The 18,755-nt window shown below is 64.2% G+C and carries 6 protein-coding genes; 4 read left to right on the top strand and 2 right to left on the bottom strand.

Going from position 1 to position 18,755, the window contains the following annotated elements; genetic code table 11:
- Positions 1–166 precede the first annotated feature (166 nt).
- On the bottom strand, positions 167–1,972 hold the full coding sequence (locus tag V7773_RS20390) for an acyclic terpene utilization AtuA family protein (RefSeq protein WP_336074762.1): 1,806 nt from the start codon (positions 1,970–1,972) through the stop codon (positions 167–169).
- A gap of 181 nt (positions 1,973–2,153) precedes the next feature.
- Here V7773_RS20390 and V7773_RS20395 point away from each other — a divergent pair, with 181 nt between their 5' ends.
- From V7773_RS20395 to V7773_RS20405, 3 genes are all read left to right on the top strand, one after another.
- Positions 2,154–2,780 carry a TetR/AcrR family transcriptional regulator gene (locus tag V7773_RS20395; RefSeq protein WP_336074763.1) on the top strand — a complete coding sequence of 209 codons (627 nt, stop codon included), beginning with the start codon at positions 2,154–2,156 and terminating at the stop codon, positions 2,778–2,780.
- Between the two features lie 118 nt (positions 2,781–2,898).
- Complete coding sequence (locus tag V7773_RS20400; RefSeq protein WP_336074794.1) at positions 2,899–3,675, top strand: substrate-binding periplasmic protein; 777 nt, start codon at positions 2,899–2,901, stop codon at positions 3,673–3,675.
- A 70-nt stretch (positions 3,676–3,745) separates the two neighbouring features.
- Positions 3,746–4,759, top strand: a complete 1,014-nt coding sequence (locus tag V7773_RS20405; RefSeq protein WP_092144774.1) for a GNAT family N-acetyltransferase — start codon at positions 3,746–3,748, stop codon at positions 4,757–4,759.
- A gap of 140 nt (positions 4,760–4,899) precedes the next feature.
- Here the strand turns inward: V7773_RS20405 and V7773_RS20410 are convergent, their stop codons facing one another.
- Positions 4,900–5,448: an RNA polymerase factor sigma-70 gene (locus V7773_RS20410; protein WP_024619408.1), complete on the bottom strand. Its 549-nt coding sequence runs from the start codon at positions 5,446–5,448 to the stop codon at positions 4,900–4,902.
- Positions 5,449–5,729: 281 nt separating this feature from the next.
- On the opposite strand from V7773_RS20410, the gene V7773_RS20415 reads away from it, so the two are divergent.
- Complete coding sequence (locus tag V7773_RS20415; protein WP_336074768.1) at positions 5,730–18,716, top strand: non-ribosomal peptide synthetase; 12,987 nt, start codon at positions 5,730–5,732, stop codon at positions 18,714–18,716.
- Positions 18,717–18,755 lie beyond the last annotated feature (39 nt).

Below are 18,755 nucleotides of genomic sequence, written 5' to 3' on the forward strand. Positions count from 1 at the left end.
ATTCCTCTTGCTCGAACGGATTAGCGCAAAACCCTGTGGCGAGGGAGCTTGCTCCCGCTCGATTGCGCAGCAATCGCAAAAATCGGGGTCGCTGCGCAACCCAGCGGGAGCAAGCTCCCTCGCCACACAAAAGCTGCTGGGCATGTGCTTGACCGAGCGGCACGGGTCATGGCGACTCTCCCTGGCCGACCCGGTCGGCAATATGCTGCGGCACCGGTATCTGGATCTCCAGCAACTGTTGGGCGAACGCCTTGCCCTGGGGATCGATGCGCAGACTGGCGACACCGCCCCCGCCGAGGGCGTTTTCCAGCAGGAAATTCAAGCTGTGGGTGCCCGGCAGGTACCAGCGTTCGACCCGGCCCAGCAGCGGGTCGAGCACGTGGCTCATCCAATCGACCAGCACCTCCGGGGTCAGCGCCTCGGCGATCCAGGGCAGGTATTCGGGGTCCCGGGCGATCACGCCGATGTTGCTGTGGTTGCCCTTGTCGCCGGAGCGCGCCACCGCCAGTTTGACCAACCGCACGCTGGAATCGGTCCGGCCTTGGGGTTTGGGCAGGTCCGGGGCGACGGGCAGATCGATGGTGTGCAGCGGTTTGAAAGCGGGCAGGGGACAAGGGTGACGCTGGCCGTCGAGTTCAATCTCGAGCCGGCAGGTGGCCTTGTCGATCAGGAACGAGAACAGGCGAATCAACGGTGACACCGTCGGCCGGCCACCGACCAGCCCTGTCAGCCCTGGCACCATGCCGGTGGCGGCTTGGGCGATTTCCCTGGAAAACAGCACCAGCGGCTGTTTCTCCGGGTGCCGAACCGCCAGCTTGATCACCACCTCACGACTGTCCCGGCGCTGACTGTGCTGGCCGTAAGTGGCTTCGCTGCCCAGCAGTTCGATGTTCACTTCGCTGTAGGGCGACCAGCCTCGTTGGCTGAAAATCTGTGAGGTCTTGGCGACGATTGCCTGGCTGACGCGTTCGGCCTTGGCCACCGCATCAATGCCGGCGATCAGGCAGGTGGCGGTGCAGCGCCAGCCGTCCGGCCAGGTGGCGCTGACCTTGTATTGATCGGTGGGCGGCAAGCCCTTGGCACCGTGGACGCGCACGGCGTGCTTGCCTTGCTGGATCAACCTGACCTGGCTGAAATCACAGATCACGTCCGGCAATAGATAGCCTTGCGGGTCGCCGATTTCGTAGAGCAACTGCTCGCCGACGGTCAATGGCGTGACCAATCCGCCGCTGCCTTCGGCTTTGGTGACCGTGAATTGGCCGTCGGCGCTGACCTCGACGATGGGAAAGCCGATGTGCTCGTAATCCGGCACTTGCTGCCAGTCGGTGAAGTTGCCGCCCGTGCACTGGGCGCCGCACTCGATCAGGTGCCCGGCCAGTGCGGCCTGGGCCAATCGGTCGTAATCGTCCCAGGCCCAGTCGAATTCATGCACCAGGGCGGCGCTGACCACGGCGCTGTCCACCACGCGACCGGTGATCACCACATCGGCCCCCAGGCGCAACGCCTCGACGATGCCGGGCGCGCCGAGGTAGGCGTTGATGGACACGCACGCGCAGGGCAGGGGTTCGCCACTGAACATTTCGCGAATGTCTTGGGCGGCGAGCCGTTCGAATTGCGGTTGCAGGTCATCGCCCAGCAGCACGGCGATCTTCAACGGCACGCCCCGCTGGTCGCAGGCCGCTTGCAGGGCCTTCGCACAGGCCCGGGGATTGACCCCGCCGGCGTTGCTGATGACACGGATCCCGTTGTCATGCAAACGCTGTAGCAACGGTGTGAGGACCTCGATGAAGTCCGTGGCGTAGCCGCTCGAAGCATCCTTCAGCCGCGCCCCGGCCATGATCGACATCGTCACCTCGGCCAGGTAGTCGAACACCAGGTAATCCAGCGCCCCGCCCTCGACCAGTTGCGCCGCCGCAGTACAGGTATCGCCCCAGAAGGCGCTGGCACAACCGATACGGATCGTTTTGGGCATGGCGTCCCCTCCGGCAAAGGTGGTTCGAGACTACCAAGCAAGCGCTTGGTTTGTAAACGACCGCTGGTTCTTCTGGCCGAGCGCTTGCTTGGTTGCCTCGGTCAGCTTAAATTGCCCGCGCCACTGATGGTTTGGTGTGCAATTGCTCGCGCGTTGGTTGATCGACTGTAGGAGAGAATGGGTGGACGAGCAAAAAGCCCTGGGCGTGATGCGGGAGCTGGTCGACAACGGGCAACTGACCGACCCGGACAGTGCGCGCGGCAAACTGCTCCAGACCGCCGCCCACCTGTTTCGCAACAAAGGCTTCGAGCGCACCACGGTGCGTGACCTGGCCAGTGCCGTGGGTATTCAGTCGGGCAGCATTTTTCACCATTTCAAGAGCAAGGACGACATCCTGCGGGCGGTGATGGAAGAAACCATCCGCTACAACACCGCATTGATGCGCGCTGCCCTGGCCGAGGCCGACAACGTGCGCGAGCGGGTGCTGGCGCTGATTCGCTGCGAATTGCAGTCGATCATGGGCGGCACTGGCGAGGCCATGGCGGTGCTGGTCTATGAATGGCGTTCGTTATCGCAGGAAGGGCAGCGGCACGTGCTGGCCCTGCGTGATATTTATGAAGACTTGTGGCTCGAGGTCCTGGGCCAGGCCAAGGAGGCCGGGTATATTCGCGGTGACGTGTTCATTACCCGGCGGTTCCTCACGGGAGCGTTGTCCTGGACCACCACCTGGTTTCGCGCCGAAGGCAGCCTGAGCCTCGATGAGCTGGCCGAGCAAGCCCTGATCCTGGTGCTTGAAGAAAAACAATAATCGAGCAATACCTTAAATGACCGTGCGTGGCTGGCTAAGTGACTGAAACCGCCTAGCTTGATTGTTATTGATGGGGACTTTTGGGGAGTGGGTTATCTTGACGTTTTCGCCGATGGGGATGACCTCGCGTCTGGTGCTGGCTGCTCTGGCCGTTTGTCTGGCGTTGCCGACCGAGGCAGCGCAACTGGTACGGATCGGTGCGGCGCATTTTCCGCCTTATACCGTTCGTCCTGAGAACGGCGCCGACACCGGCCTGCTGCCGCAAATGGTGGAGGCCTTGAACCAGGCGCAAACCGACTATCAGTTCGTGCTGGTGCCGACATCGATCCCGCGTCGCTTCAATGATTTCAAGCAGGGCCGGGTCGACATGGCGATTTTCGAGAATCCCGAATGGGGTTGGCAGGATGTGCCGCACACGTCGGTGGACATGGGCCTGGAAGATGCGGAAGTCTTCGTCGCCCAGCGCCAGCCGGAGCGCCAGCAAAGTTATTTTGCCGACCTCAGGGGCAAGCGCCTGGCGTTGTTTAGCGGTTATCACTACGCCTTTGCCGAATTCAACGCCGACCCCAAGTTTCTCGCCGGTCAATACAACGCCACGCTGACGTATTCCCACGACAGCAATCTGCTGATGGTCTTGCGCGGGCGCGCGGATATCGCCCTGGTGACCCGTTCGTACCTCAACGATTACGTGTTGCGCAATCCCGAAGTCGGCCCGCAATTGCTGGTGTCTGAACGCATCGACCAGATTTACCACCATTACGCGCTGATTCGGCCACAGGCGCCCATTTCCAGTGAAGCGTTCGCACAGTTGCTGCAAACGCTGCGGGATAACGGTCAGATGCTGAAGATTTTCCAGCCCTATCAGATCCAGCTGGTCTCCACGCATTCCCACTGAGGGCGACACTAAATTTCCCGCCCCGGCTCACGTCACACGTTGACTACCGACGAATACGCGAGCCGCTCCCATGTCCAACCTCAACCACCCGACGACGTTGCCCTTGCCCGGCGGCCGTCGCCTCGGCGCCGATGAAACCGAACGCCACCTGAGCCTGATGCTCGAAGGTGCGCCGCTGATCCGGCTGCGCCTTGCGCGCGGTCCCGAGTTGCACGTGCACTTGCAGGAGATCAACGACCGCCCGGTGGGCCCGGCGCTATGGGCGGCCTGCTATTGGCTGTTTGCTCGCCATCCCGACTGCCAGCGCTTGACCTGGCACCTCGACGAGCGCCCCGGCGAAGCCTTGCTCAGCGGTTTGTTGACGGCCACTGAGCGTGCCGGTGAGTACTTTTGCGAGCGCACAATGTTCTGGCAATTACCGCAGCCTTGGCTGGGGGAGTCGTTCAACGGCAGTTACCCGCAACAGATGGTCATCACCGATGGCCGCCGCCATCCACGTCGGCCCATCAAACCCCGTGGCGAAGTGTATCGGCGTTTCGATGCGCGGCTGGGGGCCTGGGTGTCCTTGCGCACCCTGGAAATCGAGCAGGACTTGGAACGTTTCAACCGCTGGCAGAACAGCCCGCGGGTGGCGAGCTTCTGGCAGGAGGAGGGCAGCCTGGAACAGCATCGCCAGTACCTGGGCAAGCTGCAGGCCGATCCCCGGGTCTTGACCTTGATCGGCTGTTTCGATGACCAGCCGTTCGCTTATTTCGAAGCCTATTGGGCCAAGGAAGATCGGATCGCGCCGTTCTATGACGCCGGCAACTATGATCGCGGCATCCACATGTTGGTGGGTGAAGAGCAGCACCGAGGGCCGCACAAGGTGGCCAGTTGGCTGTCGGCGCTGGTGCATTACCTGTTCCTGGACGATCCGCGCACCCAGCGCGTGGTCGCCGAGCCCCGGGCCGACAATGCCCGGATGATCGGGCACCTGCACAACCAGTGTTTCCACTGTGAAAAGGAATTTGATTTCCCTCACAAACGCGCGGCGCTGATGATCCTGGGGCGTGAGCGGTTTTTTGATCGGTGTGGGTTGATGTAAGGGTAGGGGCGGTCATCAGGCCGCCATCGCGGGCAAGCTCGCTCCCACAGGGATTTGTGGTGAACACCAACGTTGTGAACACCCAAATCCCTTGTGGGAGCGAGCTTGCTCGCGATGGGGCCAGCAAAGCCACTGCAAAATCACCGCCGGGCGAAGGTATCCCCGCGAACCCCCGACACCTTGCGGCAATGCACCAGGGCATCGCGGATCATGAAGTTCACCAGGGTCGGCGAGACCCCCAGTTCCTTGGCGATGTCCTTCTGTGGCACGCCATGCAGGCGATACATCTCGAAGGCATAGCGGGTGCGGCTGGGCAGTTCGGTCAGCGCGTCGGCGATGTGTTCCAGCGTGGAAAAGTTGATATGGGAGGTTTCTGGCGAAGCACCCTGGATCACCACGTTCAACCCTTCCTCTTCCGGCCCCGAGTATTTCTGTTCCAGCGCCTGCTTGCGGTAGTGGTCGATCGCCAGGTTGCGCACGATCTGGAACAGATAGCTGAGCTGCGCCTTGAACGAGGAGGTGATCTGGGGCGCCGATTGCAGCCGGAAAAATGCGTCCTGCACCACGTCCTCCGCGCGGGATCGGCAGCCGGTAATGCGTGCCGCGATCTTGACCAGGATCAATCGGTTGTCCACGAATGCCTGGAGTAACGGTGAGTCGCACCTGCTTGTGGATACTTGTTCCGTCATGGAATTCACCTTGCTGCAAAAAGTTAGCAGGACGTCCGGATGCCGGACCCGTCCTACACATCGAGCGCCAAATTAGGCTTAATGATAATGATTGTCAATTGAGAAGAAGAATTATTGATGCAATAAAGTCCAGCCTCGGCACCGCGACCCATTGCCGCGGTGCCTGGCAGCTGGCTGCTTCGCAGCAGGCCTCGGTGAGTCGGCTGCCCGACTAATTATTTGCCGCGGTTATCCGTTCCATGGGGGACAACTTGCAAGCCGAATTCAGGCAGGAAACCCCCATGACCGACGCGTTCGAACTCCCCAGCACCCTGGCTCATGCCCTCCAGCGCCGCGCCGCGTTGACGCCGGACCGGGTGGCCCTGCGCTTCCTTGCCGACACCCCCGGGCAGGGTGTGGTGTTGAGTTATCGCGACCTGGACTTGCGTGCCCGGACCATCGCCGCCGCTTTGCAGGCCGAGGCCGCGCTGGGTGATCGCGCCGTGCTGCTGTTCCCCAGCGGCCCTGACTACGTCGCGGCGTTCTTTGGTTGCCTCTATGCCGGGGTGATTGCCGTGCCGGCCTATCCGCCGGAGTCCACCCGTCGCCATCATCAAGAGCGCTTGCTGTCGATCATTGCCGACGCCGAACCGCGCCTGTTGCTCACCCGCAGTGATCTGCGCGAGCCGTTGCAAGCCATCGAATCGGCGCCGCCGGTGTTGTGTGTCGATACCCTCGACCCGTCCCGCGCCGGGCAATGGCGGATGCCGACGCTGCAGGACGATGACATTGCCTTCCTGCAATACACCTCCGGCTCCACCGCGTTGCCCAAGGGCGTGCAGGTCAGCCATGGCAACCTGGTGGCCAACGAGTTGCTGATCCGCCATGGCTTTGGCATCGACCTGAACCCTGATGACGTCATCGTCAGTTGGCTACCGCTGTACCACGACATGGGCTTGATCGGCGGTTTGCTGCAGCCGGTGTTCAGCGGCGTCCCGTGTGTACTGATGTCGCCGGCCTACTTCCTGGCCCGCCCCCTGCGTTGGCTCGAAGCGATCAGCGAATACGGCGGCACCATCAGCGGTGGCCCGGACTTCGCCTATCGGCTGTGCAGCGAACGGGTCAGTGACTCGGCCCTGCAGCGTCTCGACCTGAGCGGCTGGCGCGTGGCCTATTCCGGTTCCGAGCCGATCCGCCTCGACACCCTGGAACGTTTTGCCGAGAAGTTCGCCTCGTGCGGTTTCACGCCGGACAATTTCATGGCCTCCTACGGCCTGGCCGAAGCGACCCTGTTCGTCGCCGGCACGCCACGCCGCCACGGCATTCCTTCGCTGCGGGTGGATGATGCGGCACTGGCGCAAAACCGAGCCGAGCCGGGGCAGGGCAGTGCGGTGATGAGTTGCGGTGTCAGTCAGCCCGGGCACGCGGTGCTGATCGTCGAGCCCGCTACGGCGCAGCCGTTGGCCGACAATCAGGTCGGTGAAGTCTGGGCTGCCGGCCCGAGCATCGCCCTGGGCTATTGGCGCAACCCCGAAGCCAGCGCCAAGACCTTTGTCCAGCACGATGGCCGGACCTGGCTGCGTACCGGCGACCTGGGTTTCCTGCGCGACGGCGAGCTGTTCATCACCGGTCGCCTGAAAGACCTGCTGATCGTGCGCGGGCATAACCTCTATCCCCAGGACATCGAGCAAGCCATCGAGCGCGAAGTGGAGGTGGTGCGCAAGGGCCGGGTGGCGGCGTTCGCGGTCAACGATGGCGGCGAGGAAGGCATCGGCATCGCCGCGGAAATCAGCCGCAGCGTGCAGAAAATCCTGCCGCCCGAAGCCTTGATCAAAGCCATTCGCCAAGCCGTGGCCGAGGCCTGCCAGCAAGCCCCGAGCGTGGTGGTGCTGCTCAATCCCGGCGCGTTGCCCAAGACCTCCAGCGGCAAGTTGCAGCGCTCGGCGTGTCGCAGTCGATTGGCCGACGGCAGCTTGGACAGTTATGCACAGTTCCCGTCAGCCGAGATAGAAGGCGCTGACGAGTCTGCGCCGTCCTCCGAGCTGCAAACGCTCATCGGCCAAATCTGGCGGGAGCAGCTGCAGGTCGAACAAATCCAGGCTGACGATCACTTCTTCCTGTTGGGCGGTAATTCCATCGCCGCCACCCAGGTGATCGCACGACTACGGGAAATCCTGGGGCTGGAACTGAACCTGCGCCTGCTGTTCGAAGCCCCGACCCTGGCCGCGTTCGCCGAAGCGGTGGCGAACCAGCAACAGGACGGCGGCCAGCCTCAAGGAGCGATCAGCGCATGGTCGCGGGACGAAGCGTTGCCGCAATCCCTGGCCCAGAACCGTTTGTGGATTACCTGGCGGCTCGATCCGACGAGCCATGCCTACAATATTCCCGGCGCCTTGCACCTGCGCGGCGGGCTGGACGAAGACGCGTTGCGCACCAGTTTCCAGCAACTGATCGAGCGTCATGAGTCCCTGCGCACGCGGTTCCTGGAGCGCGATGGCGTGGCGCTGCAACAGATCGATCCAGCAGGGGAATTCAAGCTGCATGTCATCGACCTCGGCGACCTGCCTGCCGACTCGCGCGAAGCCCGGGCGCGGCAGGTTCGAGAAGACGAAGCGGCCACGCCGTTCGATCTGGAGAAAGGGCCGCTGCTGCGGGTCAGCCTGTTGCGCCTCGACGAGGATGATCACCAACTGCTGGTGACGTTGCACCACATCATCGCCGACGGCTGGTCGATGAGTGTCTTGATCGAAGAATTCTCCCGCTTGTACGCCGCCGCGTCCCAAGGCCAGGTTGCTGAACTGGCGCCATTGTCCTTGCAATACGCCGACTACGGCAGTTGGCAACGCCAATGGCTCGCCCAGGGCGAGGCCGAGCGCCAACTGAGCTACTGGACGCAGCAACTGGGCGCTGAACAATCGGCCCTGGTGCTGGGCACGGATCACCCACGCAGCGCGCAACGCCAGCGCAGCGCCGCGCGGCACAGCCTGCGCCTGGACAAGGACCTCGGCGAGGCCCTGCGCCACGTGGCCCAGGCCCATGACGCGACGCCGTTCATGCTGTTGCTAGCAGCCTTCCAGGCGCTGTTGCAGCGTTACACCGGGCAATCCGACATTCGCATCGGCGTGCCCAACGCCAACCGTCCGCGCCTGGAAACCCAGGGGCTGATCGGCTTCTTCATCAACACCCAGGTGCTGCGCGGGCAGGTCGATTCCCGTCAACCGTTCGCCGCGCTGCTGGCCCAGGCCCGGGAAGCCACGCTCGGGGCCCAGGCCCACCAGGACTTGCCATTCGAACAACTGCTCGAAGCGTTTCCCGAGGCGCGCGAGCAAGGCCTGTTCCAAGTGATGTTCAACCACCAGCAGCGTGACCTGAGTGCCTTGCGCCGTCTGCCGGGGCTGCTGGCCGAGGAGTTGCCGTGGCATAGCCGCGAAGCCAAGTTCGACCTGCAATTGCACAGCGAAGAAGATCGCAACGGCCGCTTGACCCTGTCGTTCGACTACGCCGACGAACTGTTCGAGGCGGCGACCATCGAGCGCTTGGCAACGCATTACTGCAATCTGTTGCGGGCGGTCTGTGCCGATCCGCAGCAAGCCATCGGCGATGTACCGTTATTGACCTCCGATGAACACAGCCAACAGCAGCAGTGGAGCGCGGCCCCATGCGCGCCGGCCAGCCAATGGCTGCCGGAGCTGTTGAACGAGCAGGCCCGCAGCACGCCGCAACGGATCGCCCTGCGCTGGGACGGTGGTCAACTCGATTATGCCGAGCTGCACGCCCAGGCCAATCGCCTGGCCCACTACCTGCGGGACAAGGGCGTGGGCCCGGACGTGTGCGTGGCGATTGCCGCCGAGCGTTCGCCGCAGTTGCTCATCGGTGTGCTGGCCATCATCAAGGCCGGCGGTGCCTATGTGCCGCTGGATGCGGACTACCCGACCGAACGCCTGGCCTACATGCTCGACGACAGCGGCGTCGACCTGCTGCTGACCCAGACCGCGTTGCTGGAGCGTTTACCCGCCTGCGACGGCGTCAGTGTCATCGCCATGGACGCCCTGCACCTGGAACAATGGCCGAGCAACCCGCCGGGCCTGCACCTGCACGGCGACCACCTGGCCTACGTGATCTACACCTCCGGCTCCACCGGCCAGCCCAAGGGCGTCGGCAATACCCACGCGGCTTTGGCCGAGCGCCTGCAATGGATGCAAGCGACCTACGGGCTGGATGCCACCGATGTGCTGATGCAAAAGGCCCCCATCAGTTTCGACGTGTCGGTCTGGGAGTGCTTCTGGCCGCTGATCACCGGCAGTCAACTGGTCCTGGCCGGCCCCGGCGAGCACCGTGACCCGCACCGCATCGCCCAGTTGGTGCAGCAGTTTGGCGTCACCACGCTGCACTTCGTACCGCCGCTGCTCAGCCTGTTTATCGAAGAGCCGCTGAGCGCCCGCTGCACCAGCCTGCGCCGGCTGTTCTCTGGTGGCGAGGCCTTGCCCGCCGAACTGCGCAACCGGGTGTTGGCGCAACTGCCGTCAGTGCAATTACACAACCGCTACGGCCCGACCGAAACCGCGATCAACGTCACCCATTGGCATTGCACCGAGGCCGATGCTGAGCGCTCGCCGATCGGCCGGCCCTTGGGCAACGTCCTGTGCCGGGTACTCGACAGCAACCTCAATCCCGTGCCGGCCGGCGTGCCAGGCGAGCTGTGCATTGGCGGCCTGGGCCTGGCCCGGGGTTACCTCGGGCGTCCGGGCCTGAGCGCCGAGCGTTTTGTTGCCGACCCATTGGGACAGGCCGGTGCGCGGTTATACCGTACCGGTGACCGTGCGCGTTGGAACGCCGACGGCGTGATCGAGTACCTTGGCCGCCTCGACCAGCAGGTCAAGCTGCGCGGTTTTCGGGTCGAGCCACAGGAAATCGAAGCGCGCCTGCTGGCCCAGGACGGCGTCGCCCAAGTGGCGGTGCTGGTGCGCGACACCTCGGCTGGCCCGCAGTTGATCGGCTATTACACCGCCCCGGATATCGCTCAGGACCAGGACGCGTTGAACATTCGACTCAGAACCGCCCTGGCCGCCGAACTGCCCGACTACATGGTGCCCACCCAACTGCTGCGCCTGGACGCTATGCCCCTGGGGCCGAGCGGCAAGCTCGACCGCCGCGCCTTGCCCGAACCGCAATGGCAGGTGCGCGAGCACGTCGAGCCGGCCAGCGTCCTCGAACAGCAAATCGCCGGCATCTGGCGCGAGGTGCTGGGCCTTGCGCGCATTGGCCTGCGGGACGATTTCTTTGCGCTCGGCGGTCATTCGCTGCTGGCGACCCAGATCATTTCCCGCACCCGCCAAACCTGCGATGTCGAACTGCCGCTGCGCACTTTGTTCGAGGCCAGTGAGCTGGGGGCCTTCGCCGAACAGGTGCGCTTGATCCAGGCCAGCGGCCAGGCCAACCGCCAGCCACCGATCGAGAAGGTTGACCGCAGCCAACCGGTGCCGCTGTCCTACTCCCAGCAGCGCATGTGGTTCCTCTGGCAGATGGAGCCGGACAGCCCGGCCTACAACGTCGGTGGCATGGCGCGCCTGCGCGGGGTGCTGGATGTCGGGCGCTTCGAGGCGGCCTTGCAGGCGTTGATCCTGCGCCACGAAACCCTGCGCACCACGTTCCCGAGCGTTGACGGCGTGGCCCACCAGCAGGTGCACGGCGAGACGGGCCTGCGCATGGACTGGAAGGACTTCTCGATGCTGGCCTTTGATGTCCGCGAACAGCGGGTGCAGCAACTGGCCGACAGCGAGGCGCACCAGCCCTTCGACCTGGAAACCGGGCCGCTGCTGCGGGCCTGTCTGGTCAAGACCGCCGAGCATGAGCATTACTTTGTGCTGACGCTGCACCACATCGTCACCGAAGGCTGGGCGATGGACATTTTTGCCCGTGAACTGAGCGCGCTGTACGAAGCCTTTATCGACGATCGCGAATCGCCCCTGGAACCCTTGCCGGTGCAGTACCTGGACTACAGCGTCTGGCAGCGTCAGTGGTTGGAGTCCGGCGAGCGTCAACGGCAGTTGGACTACTGGACCGCGCAACTGGGCCGCGAACATCCGCTGCTGGAGCTGCCCGGCGATCGCCCGCGTCCGTCGGTGCAAAGCCATCGCGGTGAACTGTTCCGTTTCGACCTCAGCGATGATTTGGCGGCGCGGGTCCGCGCCTTCAACGCGCAACAGGGCCTTACCCTGTTCATGACCATGACCGCCGCCCTGGCCGTGTTGCTCTACCGCTACAGCGGTCAGACCGACTTGCGCATCGGCGCGCCGGTGGCGAACCGCATCCGCCCGGAAAGCGAAGGGCTGATCGGTGCGTTCCTCAACACCCAAGTGTTGCGTTGCGAGCTTGACGGGCAGATGTCGGTGGGCGAGCTGTTCGAACAGGTGCGCCACACCGTCATCGAAGGCCAGTCCCACCAGGATTTGCCATTCGATCATCTGGTGGAAGCCCTGCAACCGCCGCGCAGTGCGGCTTACAACCCGCTGTTCCAGGTGATGTGCAACGTGCAGCGCTGGGAGTTCCAGCAGAGCCGCACGTTGGCCGGCATGACGGTGGAATACTTGGTCAACGACGCCCGGGCCACCAAGTTCGACCTCAACCTGGAAGTCACCGACCTGGACCAACGCCTGGGTTGCTGCCTGACCTACAGCACCGACCTGTTCGACGAACCGCGCATCGCGCGCATGGCCGGGCACTGGCGCAATCTGCTGGAAGCGTTGCTGGACGATCCGGCCCGACGCCTGAGCGAACTGCCGTTGCTGGACACCCGCGAGCAGCAACAACTGCTCGACAGCCTGGGCGTCGAGCCCGGTGAGCATCGCCTGGATCGATGCCTCCATGAGTTGTTCGACGAACAGGCGCGGATGCGTCCCGATGCGCCGGTCCTGACTTTTGCCGGGCAGACCCTGACGTATGCGCAACTGAACAGCAGCGCCAATCGTCTGGCCTGGATGCTGCGCGAGCGAGGCGTCGGGCCGCAGGTGCGGGTGGGCCTGGCCCTGGAGCGTTCGCTGGAAATGGTCATTGGCCTGCTGGCGATTCTCAAAGCCGGCGGTGCCTATGTGCCGCTGGATCCGGAATACCCGCTGGATCGCCTGCACTACATGATCGAAGACAGTGGCATCAGCCTGTTGCTCAGCGACCGGGCGATGCTCCAGGCCCTCGGTGCATTGCCCGACGGCGTGGGCTGCTGGTGCCTGGAAGATGATTCGCCGGCCTTGGCGCAGTACCCGGATCACGCGCTGCCGCTGATCAACCTGCCGCAACACCAGGCCTACCTGATCTACACCTCCGGCTCCACCGGCAAGCCCAAGGGCGTGGTGGTGTCCCATGGTGAAATCGCCATGCATTGCCAGGCAGTGATCCAGCGTTTCGGCATGCGCCCGGACGATTGCGAGCTGCATTTCTATTCCATCAACTTCGATGCGGCCACTGAACGTCTGCTGGTGCCATTGCTCAGTGGCGCCCACGTGGTGCTGCGGGCCCAGGGCCAATGGGACGCCGAGGAAATCTGCGGGCTGATTCGCCAGCATCGCATCAACATTCTTGGCTTCACCCCCAGCTACGGCAGCCAGCTGGCGCAGTGGCTGGCGACCCAGGGACAGACCCTGCCGGTGCGCATGTGCATCACCGGTGGCGAAGCCCTGACGGGCGAGCATTTGCAGCGCATTCGCGCGGCGTTCAACCCGAGCCTGTTCTTCAATGCCTATGGTCCGACCGAAACCGTGGTCATGCCGTTGGCAAGCCTGGCTCCGGAGCGCCTGGAAGAGGGCGCGGCCAGTGTGCCGATTGGCAGCGTGATTGGCGCCCGCATGGCGTACATCCTCGACGCCGACCTGGCGTTGGTGCCGCCAGGCGCCACGGGTGAGTTGTATGTGGGCGGCGCCGGTCTGGCCCAGGGTTATCACCAGCGTCCGGGGATGACCGCCGAGCGTTTCGTCGCCGACCCGTTCGCCACCGATGGTGGACGCCTGTATCGCACCGGCGATCTGGTGCGCCAGCGTGCCGATGGGCTGGTGGAGTACCTGGGACGGATCGACCATCAGGTGAAAATCCGCGGCTTCCGCATCGAGCTGGGGGAAATCGAAACCCGTTTGCTGGAACATGACGCGGTGCGCGAGGCCGTGGTACTGGCCCTCGACACGCCGGGGGGCAAGCAACTGGCCGGCTATCTGGTGAGCGACGTCGCCAGCCAGGACGACGGGCGACAAGCGGCCCTGCGCGACGCCTTGAAAAACCACCTCAAGGCCCAGTTGCCGGACTACATGGTGCCCACGCACCTGATCCTGCTGGCGAGCATGCCGCTGACCGCCAACGGCAAGCTCGACCGCCGCGCCTTGCCGATGCCCGATCCCGAACTCAATCGCCAACACTACGTGGCGCCGAGCAATGCCCTGGAACAGACCTTGGTGGCGATCTGGTGCGACGTGCTGAACGTGACGCAGGTGGGCCTCAACGATAATTTCTTCGAGCTGGGCGGCGATTCGATCCTGTCCATCCAGGTGGTCAGCCGCGCTCGGCAGCAGGGCATTCATTTCACCCCCCGGGACTTGTTCCAGCACCAGACCGTGCAGACTTTGGCCGCGGTTGCCACGCGCAGCCAGCAGGTGCTTGCCGAGCAGGGCCTGTTGCAGGGTGAGTCCGGGTTGACGCCGATCCAGCACTGGTTCTTCGAGCGCCCGATTCCCAACCGGCATCACTGGAACCAGGCACTGGTGCTGGAGCCGACTACGGCCCTGGCGCCGCAACCGCTGGAACAGGCACTGCGCAGCCTCCTCCAGCACCATGATGCCTTGCGCCTGGGCTTCGACGAAAGCACCGGGCACTGGCGGGCCGAGCACCAGCCGTTGTCTGACGCGGCGCTGTTGCGGCACGTGTCCGTGGACACCGCGCAGGATTGCGAAGCGCTGTTTGCCGAGACGCAGAGCCGTTTCAATCTGGCCACCGGGCCATTGCTGCGCGCAGTGCTGGCGCAGTTCCCCGACGGCCAGCAACGGTTGCTGATCGTCATCCATCACCTGGTGGTCGACGGTGTGTCGTGGCGGGTGTTGATGGACGATTTGCAAACCGTCTACCGCCCGCTCGCCATCGGGCAGGCGGCGCAATTGTCAGCCAAGACCAGCCCAATGCGGGACTGGGCCGCGCGCTTGCAGGCTTACGCCGGCAGCGAATCTCTGCGCGAAGAACTGGCGTGGTGGCGAGCACAGTTGAGCGGCACGCAGGTGCCGCTGCCGTGCGCGAATCCCGAGGGCGGGCTCCTGGAACGTCATGCTGAAACCGTCAGCGTGCGCCTGGACGCCGAGCGCACCCGGCAACTGTTGCAACAGGCGCCGAGCGCCTACCGCACCCAAGTCAACGACCTGCTGCTTACCGCCCTGGCCCGTGTGCTGTGCCGCTGGAGCGGCCATGCCTCGGCCCTGGTCCAGCTTGAAGGCCACGGCCGCGAAGCGCTGTTCGACGACATTGACCTCACCCGCACCGTCGGCTGGTTCACCAGTGTCTATCCCGTGCGCCTGAGCCCAGCGGCCGAAGACTTCGGAGCGTCTATCAAGGCCATCAAGGAACAATTGCGCGCAGTGCCCCACAAGGGCCTCGGCCATGGCGTATTGCGCTACCTGGCCGACGCCGCGACTCGCCAGACGATGGCCAACCTGCCGCATGCGGCGATCACCTTCAACTACCTGGGCCAGCTCGACCAGACCTTGGGTCATGATGCGCTGTTCCAGCCGCTGGAGGCGCCGTTGGGGGCGATCCACGATCCCGATGCGCCGCTGCCCAATGAGCTGAGTATCGACAGCCAGGTCAGCGGTGGCGAGTTGGTGCTGCGCTGGACGTTCAGCCGCGAACGGCATGATCGTCAGGCCATCGCGACCCTGGCCGATGCCTACCTCGATGAGTTGCAACGCCTGATCGAGCACTGCCTGACAGACGAGGCGGGCGGCCTGACACCATCGGACTTCCCCTTGGCGAAGCTGACCCAGGGCCAGCTCGACAGCCTGCCGGTGCCGGCCGCGCAGATCGAAGACGTCTACCCGCTGACGCCGATGCAGGAAGGCATGCTTCTGCACACCTTGCTGGAACCGGGCACGGGCCTGTACTACATGCAGGATCGCTACCGCATCAACAGCGAACTGGACCCGCAGCGTTTTGCCCAGGCCTGGCAGGCGGTTATCGCCCGTCACGAAGCCTTGCGCGCGTCGTTCTGCTGGAACGTTGGCGAAGACATGCTGCAAATTATCCACCGGCCCGGCAGCACGCCGGTGGATTATCTCGACTGGTCCGAGGTGCCCGAAGACGCCCAGGAAACCAAGCTCCAGGCACTGCTCAAGAACGAGCGAGAGGCCGGTTTCGATCTGTTGAACCAGGCGCCATTCCATCTGCGGCTGATTCGGGTCGGCGCGGCACGCTACTGGTTCATGATGAGTAACCACCACATTCTCATCGATGCCTGGTGCCGTTCGCTGCTGATGGACGACTTCTTCGAGATCTACACCGCCCTGGGTGAAAACCGCGAACCGCAGTTGACCGTGCCGCCGCGCTATCGCGACTACATCGGCTGGTTGCAGCGCCAGAGCCTGGCCGCAGCCCGCCAGTGGTGGCAGCACAACCTGCAAGGCTTCGAGCGGACCACGCCGATTCCTGGCGACCGGCCGTTCCTGCGCGAGCACGCCGGTGACAGCGGCGGCATGATCGTCGGCGACTGCTACACCCGTCTCGATGCCCGGGACGGCGCACGGCTGCGGGAACTGGCCCAGGCCCATCAACTGACGGTCAACACGTTTGCCCAGGCGGCGTGGGCCCTGGTCCTGCGGCGGGTCAGCGGCGACCGCGACGTGCTGTTCGGCGTCACCGTGGCCGGGCGCCCGGTAGAGCTGCCGCAGATGCAACGCACTGTGGGGCTGTTCATCAATAGCATCGCCTTGCGCGTGCAGATGCCCGAGGACCATCAGCGTTGCAGCGTGCGTCAATGGCTCAGCGATTTGCTGGATCACAACATGCAACTGCGCGAATACGAATACCTGCCGCTGGTGAACATCCAGGAGGCCAGCGAACTGCCCAAGGGCCAGCCGCTGTTCGACAGTTTGTTCGTGTTCGAGAATGCGCCCGTGGAGGTCTCGGTGCTGGACCGCGCCCAAAGCCTCAACGCCACTTCGGACTCGGGCCGCACCCACACCAACTTCCCGCTGACGGCGGTCTGCTACCCGGGCGATGACCTGGGGCTGCACCTTTCGTACGACCAGCGCTACTTCGATGAAGCCACCGTCCAGGGCTTGCTGAGTGAGTTCAAGCGGCTGCTGCTGGCGCTGATGGAGGGCTTGCACGGTGACATGAGCGAGTTGCCGCTGATCGGTGCCCAAGAGCAGGATTTCCTGATTGAAGGCTGCAACCAGAGCGAACATGCCTATCCGTTGGAACAGAGCTACGTCGAGCTGTTCGAGGCGCGGGTCGCGGCTCATCCCCACCGCCCTGCGGTCAGTTGCCTGGACACGAGCTACAGCTACGCCGAGCTGAATGCACGCAGCAACCGCCTCGGCCACGCCCTGATCGCTGCCGGTGTCGGCCTGGATCAGCCCGTAGCGCTGCTGGCCGAACGGGATGCCGAGCTGCTGGGTATGATCATCGGCAGCTTCAAGGCCGGTGCCGGCTACCTGCCGCTGGATCCCGGCCTGCCGAGCCAGCGCCTGGGCCGTATCATCGAATTGAGTCGCACGCCGTTACTGGTTTGCACCCAGGCCTGCCAGGCCCAGGCGCAGGCGTTGCTGGACGAGTTCGCCTGCTCCGGACGACCGAAGTTGCTGGTGTGGGAAGCCGTCCAGGCCAGCGCTCTTTCGCTGGAAAACCCAGGGGTCTACAGCGGGCCGGATAACCTCGCCTACGTGATCTACACCTCCGGTTCCACCGGCCTGCCCAAAGGCGTTATGGTGGCGCAGCGAGGGATGCTCAATAACCAACTGAGCAAAGTGCCGTACCTGGCGCTGAGCGAGGTGGATGTGATTGCCCAGACGGCGTCCCAGAGCTTCGATATTTCGGTCTGGCAGTTCCTGGCCGCGCCGTTGTTCGGTGCCCGGGTCGACATCGTGCCCAACGCCATTGCCCACGACCCGCAAGGGCTGCTGGAGCATGTGCAGCAGCAGGGCATCACCGTGCTGGAAAGCGTGCCGTCGCTGATCCAGGGCATGCTTGCCCAGGAACGCATCGGTCTGGACGGCTTGCGCTGGATGCTGCCCACCGGCGAAGCGATGCCGCCGGAACTGGCCCACCAGTGGTTGTTGCGTTACCCGGACATCGGTCTGGTCAACGCCTACGGCCCGGCGGAATGTTCCGACGACGTGGCGTTCTTCCGGGTGGACCTGGCCTCGACCCGTGGTACGTATCTGCCGATTGGCACCCCCACCGACAACAATCGTCTGTACCTGCTCGACGGCGCGCTGGACCTGGTGCCGCTGGGCGCGGTGGGTGAGTTGTGCGTGGCGGGCACCGGGGTCGGGCGTGGTTATGTCAGCGATCCCCTGCGTACCGCCCCAGTGTTCGTGCCGAATCCGTTCGGCGCGCCGGGGGAGCGGCTGTACCGTACCGGCGACTTGGCGCGGCGGCGCAGCGATGGGGTGTTGGAGTACGTCGGGCGCATCGACCATCAGGTGAAGATCCGCGGCTACCGCATCGAGCTGGGTGAAATCGAGGCGCGCTTGCATGAACAGCCGGAAGTGCGTGATGGGGCGGTGGGTGTGCAGGAGGGCGTCAATGGCAAGCATCTGGTGGGCTATCTTGTTGCCACCGACTCGGCGCTCAAACCTGCCGAACGCCTGGAACGCATCAAGCAGCGCCTGCGGGCCGAATTGCCGGAATACATGGTGCCGCTGCACTGGCTGTGGCTCGAGCGCCTGCCGCTCAACGCCAACGGCAAGCTCGACCGCAAGGCCTTGCCGGCCCTGGAGATCGGCCAGTTGCAAAGCCAGGACTACCAGGCCCCCGGCAATGAACTGGAGCAGACCCTGGCAGACATCTGGGCCCAGGTGCTGAAAGTCGAGCGGGTGGGGGTGCGGGACAACTTCTTCGAACTGGGTGGGCATTCCTTGCTGGCGACGCAAATCGCCTCACGGGTGCAAAAGGCCCTGCAACGCAACGTACCGCTGCGGGCGATGTTCGAATGCAGCACGGTGCAGGAACTGGCCGACTACATCGATGGGCTGGCGGCCAGCGAGATCACCGAGGAGAAGGTAGATCGGTTGAATGATTTGATGGCGGAGTTGGAAGGCATGTAGTTTTGCGGCGTCTATGAAGACCTCATCGCGAGCGAGCTC

The sequence above is a fragment of the Pseudomonas sp. 3JA genome (genome assembly GCF_036961705.1).
Lineage (GTDB): Bacteria > Pseudomonadota > Gammaproteobacteria > Pseudomonadales > Pseudomonadaceae > Aquipseudomonas > Aquipseudomonas fluorescens_Q.

What these genes read in the sequence shown, in the direction of transcription:
- V7773_RS20390 (WP_336074762.1), bottom strand. Translation starts at nt 1,972, where the DNA reads ATGCCCAAAACGATCCGTATCGGTTGTGCCAGCGCCTTCTGGGGCGAT.
- V7773_RS20415 (WP_336074768.1), top strand. Translation starts at nt 5,730, where the DNA reads ATGACCGACGCGTTCGAACTCCCCAGCACCCTGGCTCATGCCCTCCAG.
- V7773_RS20410 (WP_024619408.1), bottom strand. Translation starts at nt 5,448, where the DNA reads ATGACGGAACAAGTATCCACAAGCAGGTGCGACTCACCGTTACTCCAG.
- V7773_RS20400 (WP_336074794.1), top strand. Translation starts at nt 2,899, where the DNA reads ATGACCTCGCGTCTGGTGCTGGCTGCTCTGGCCGTTTGTCTGGCGTTG.
- V7773_RS20405 (WP_092144774.1), top strand. Translation starts at nt 3,746, where the DNA reads ATGTCCAACCTCAACCACCCGACGACGTTGCCCTTGCCCGGCGGCCGT.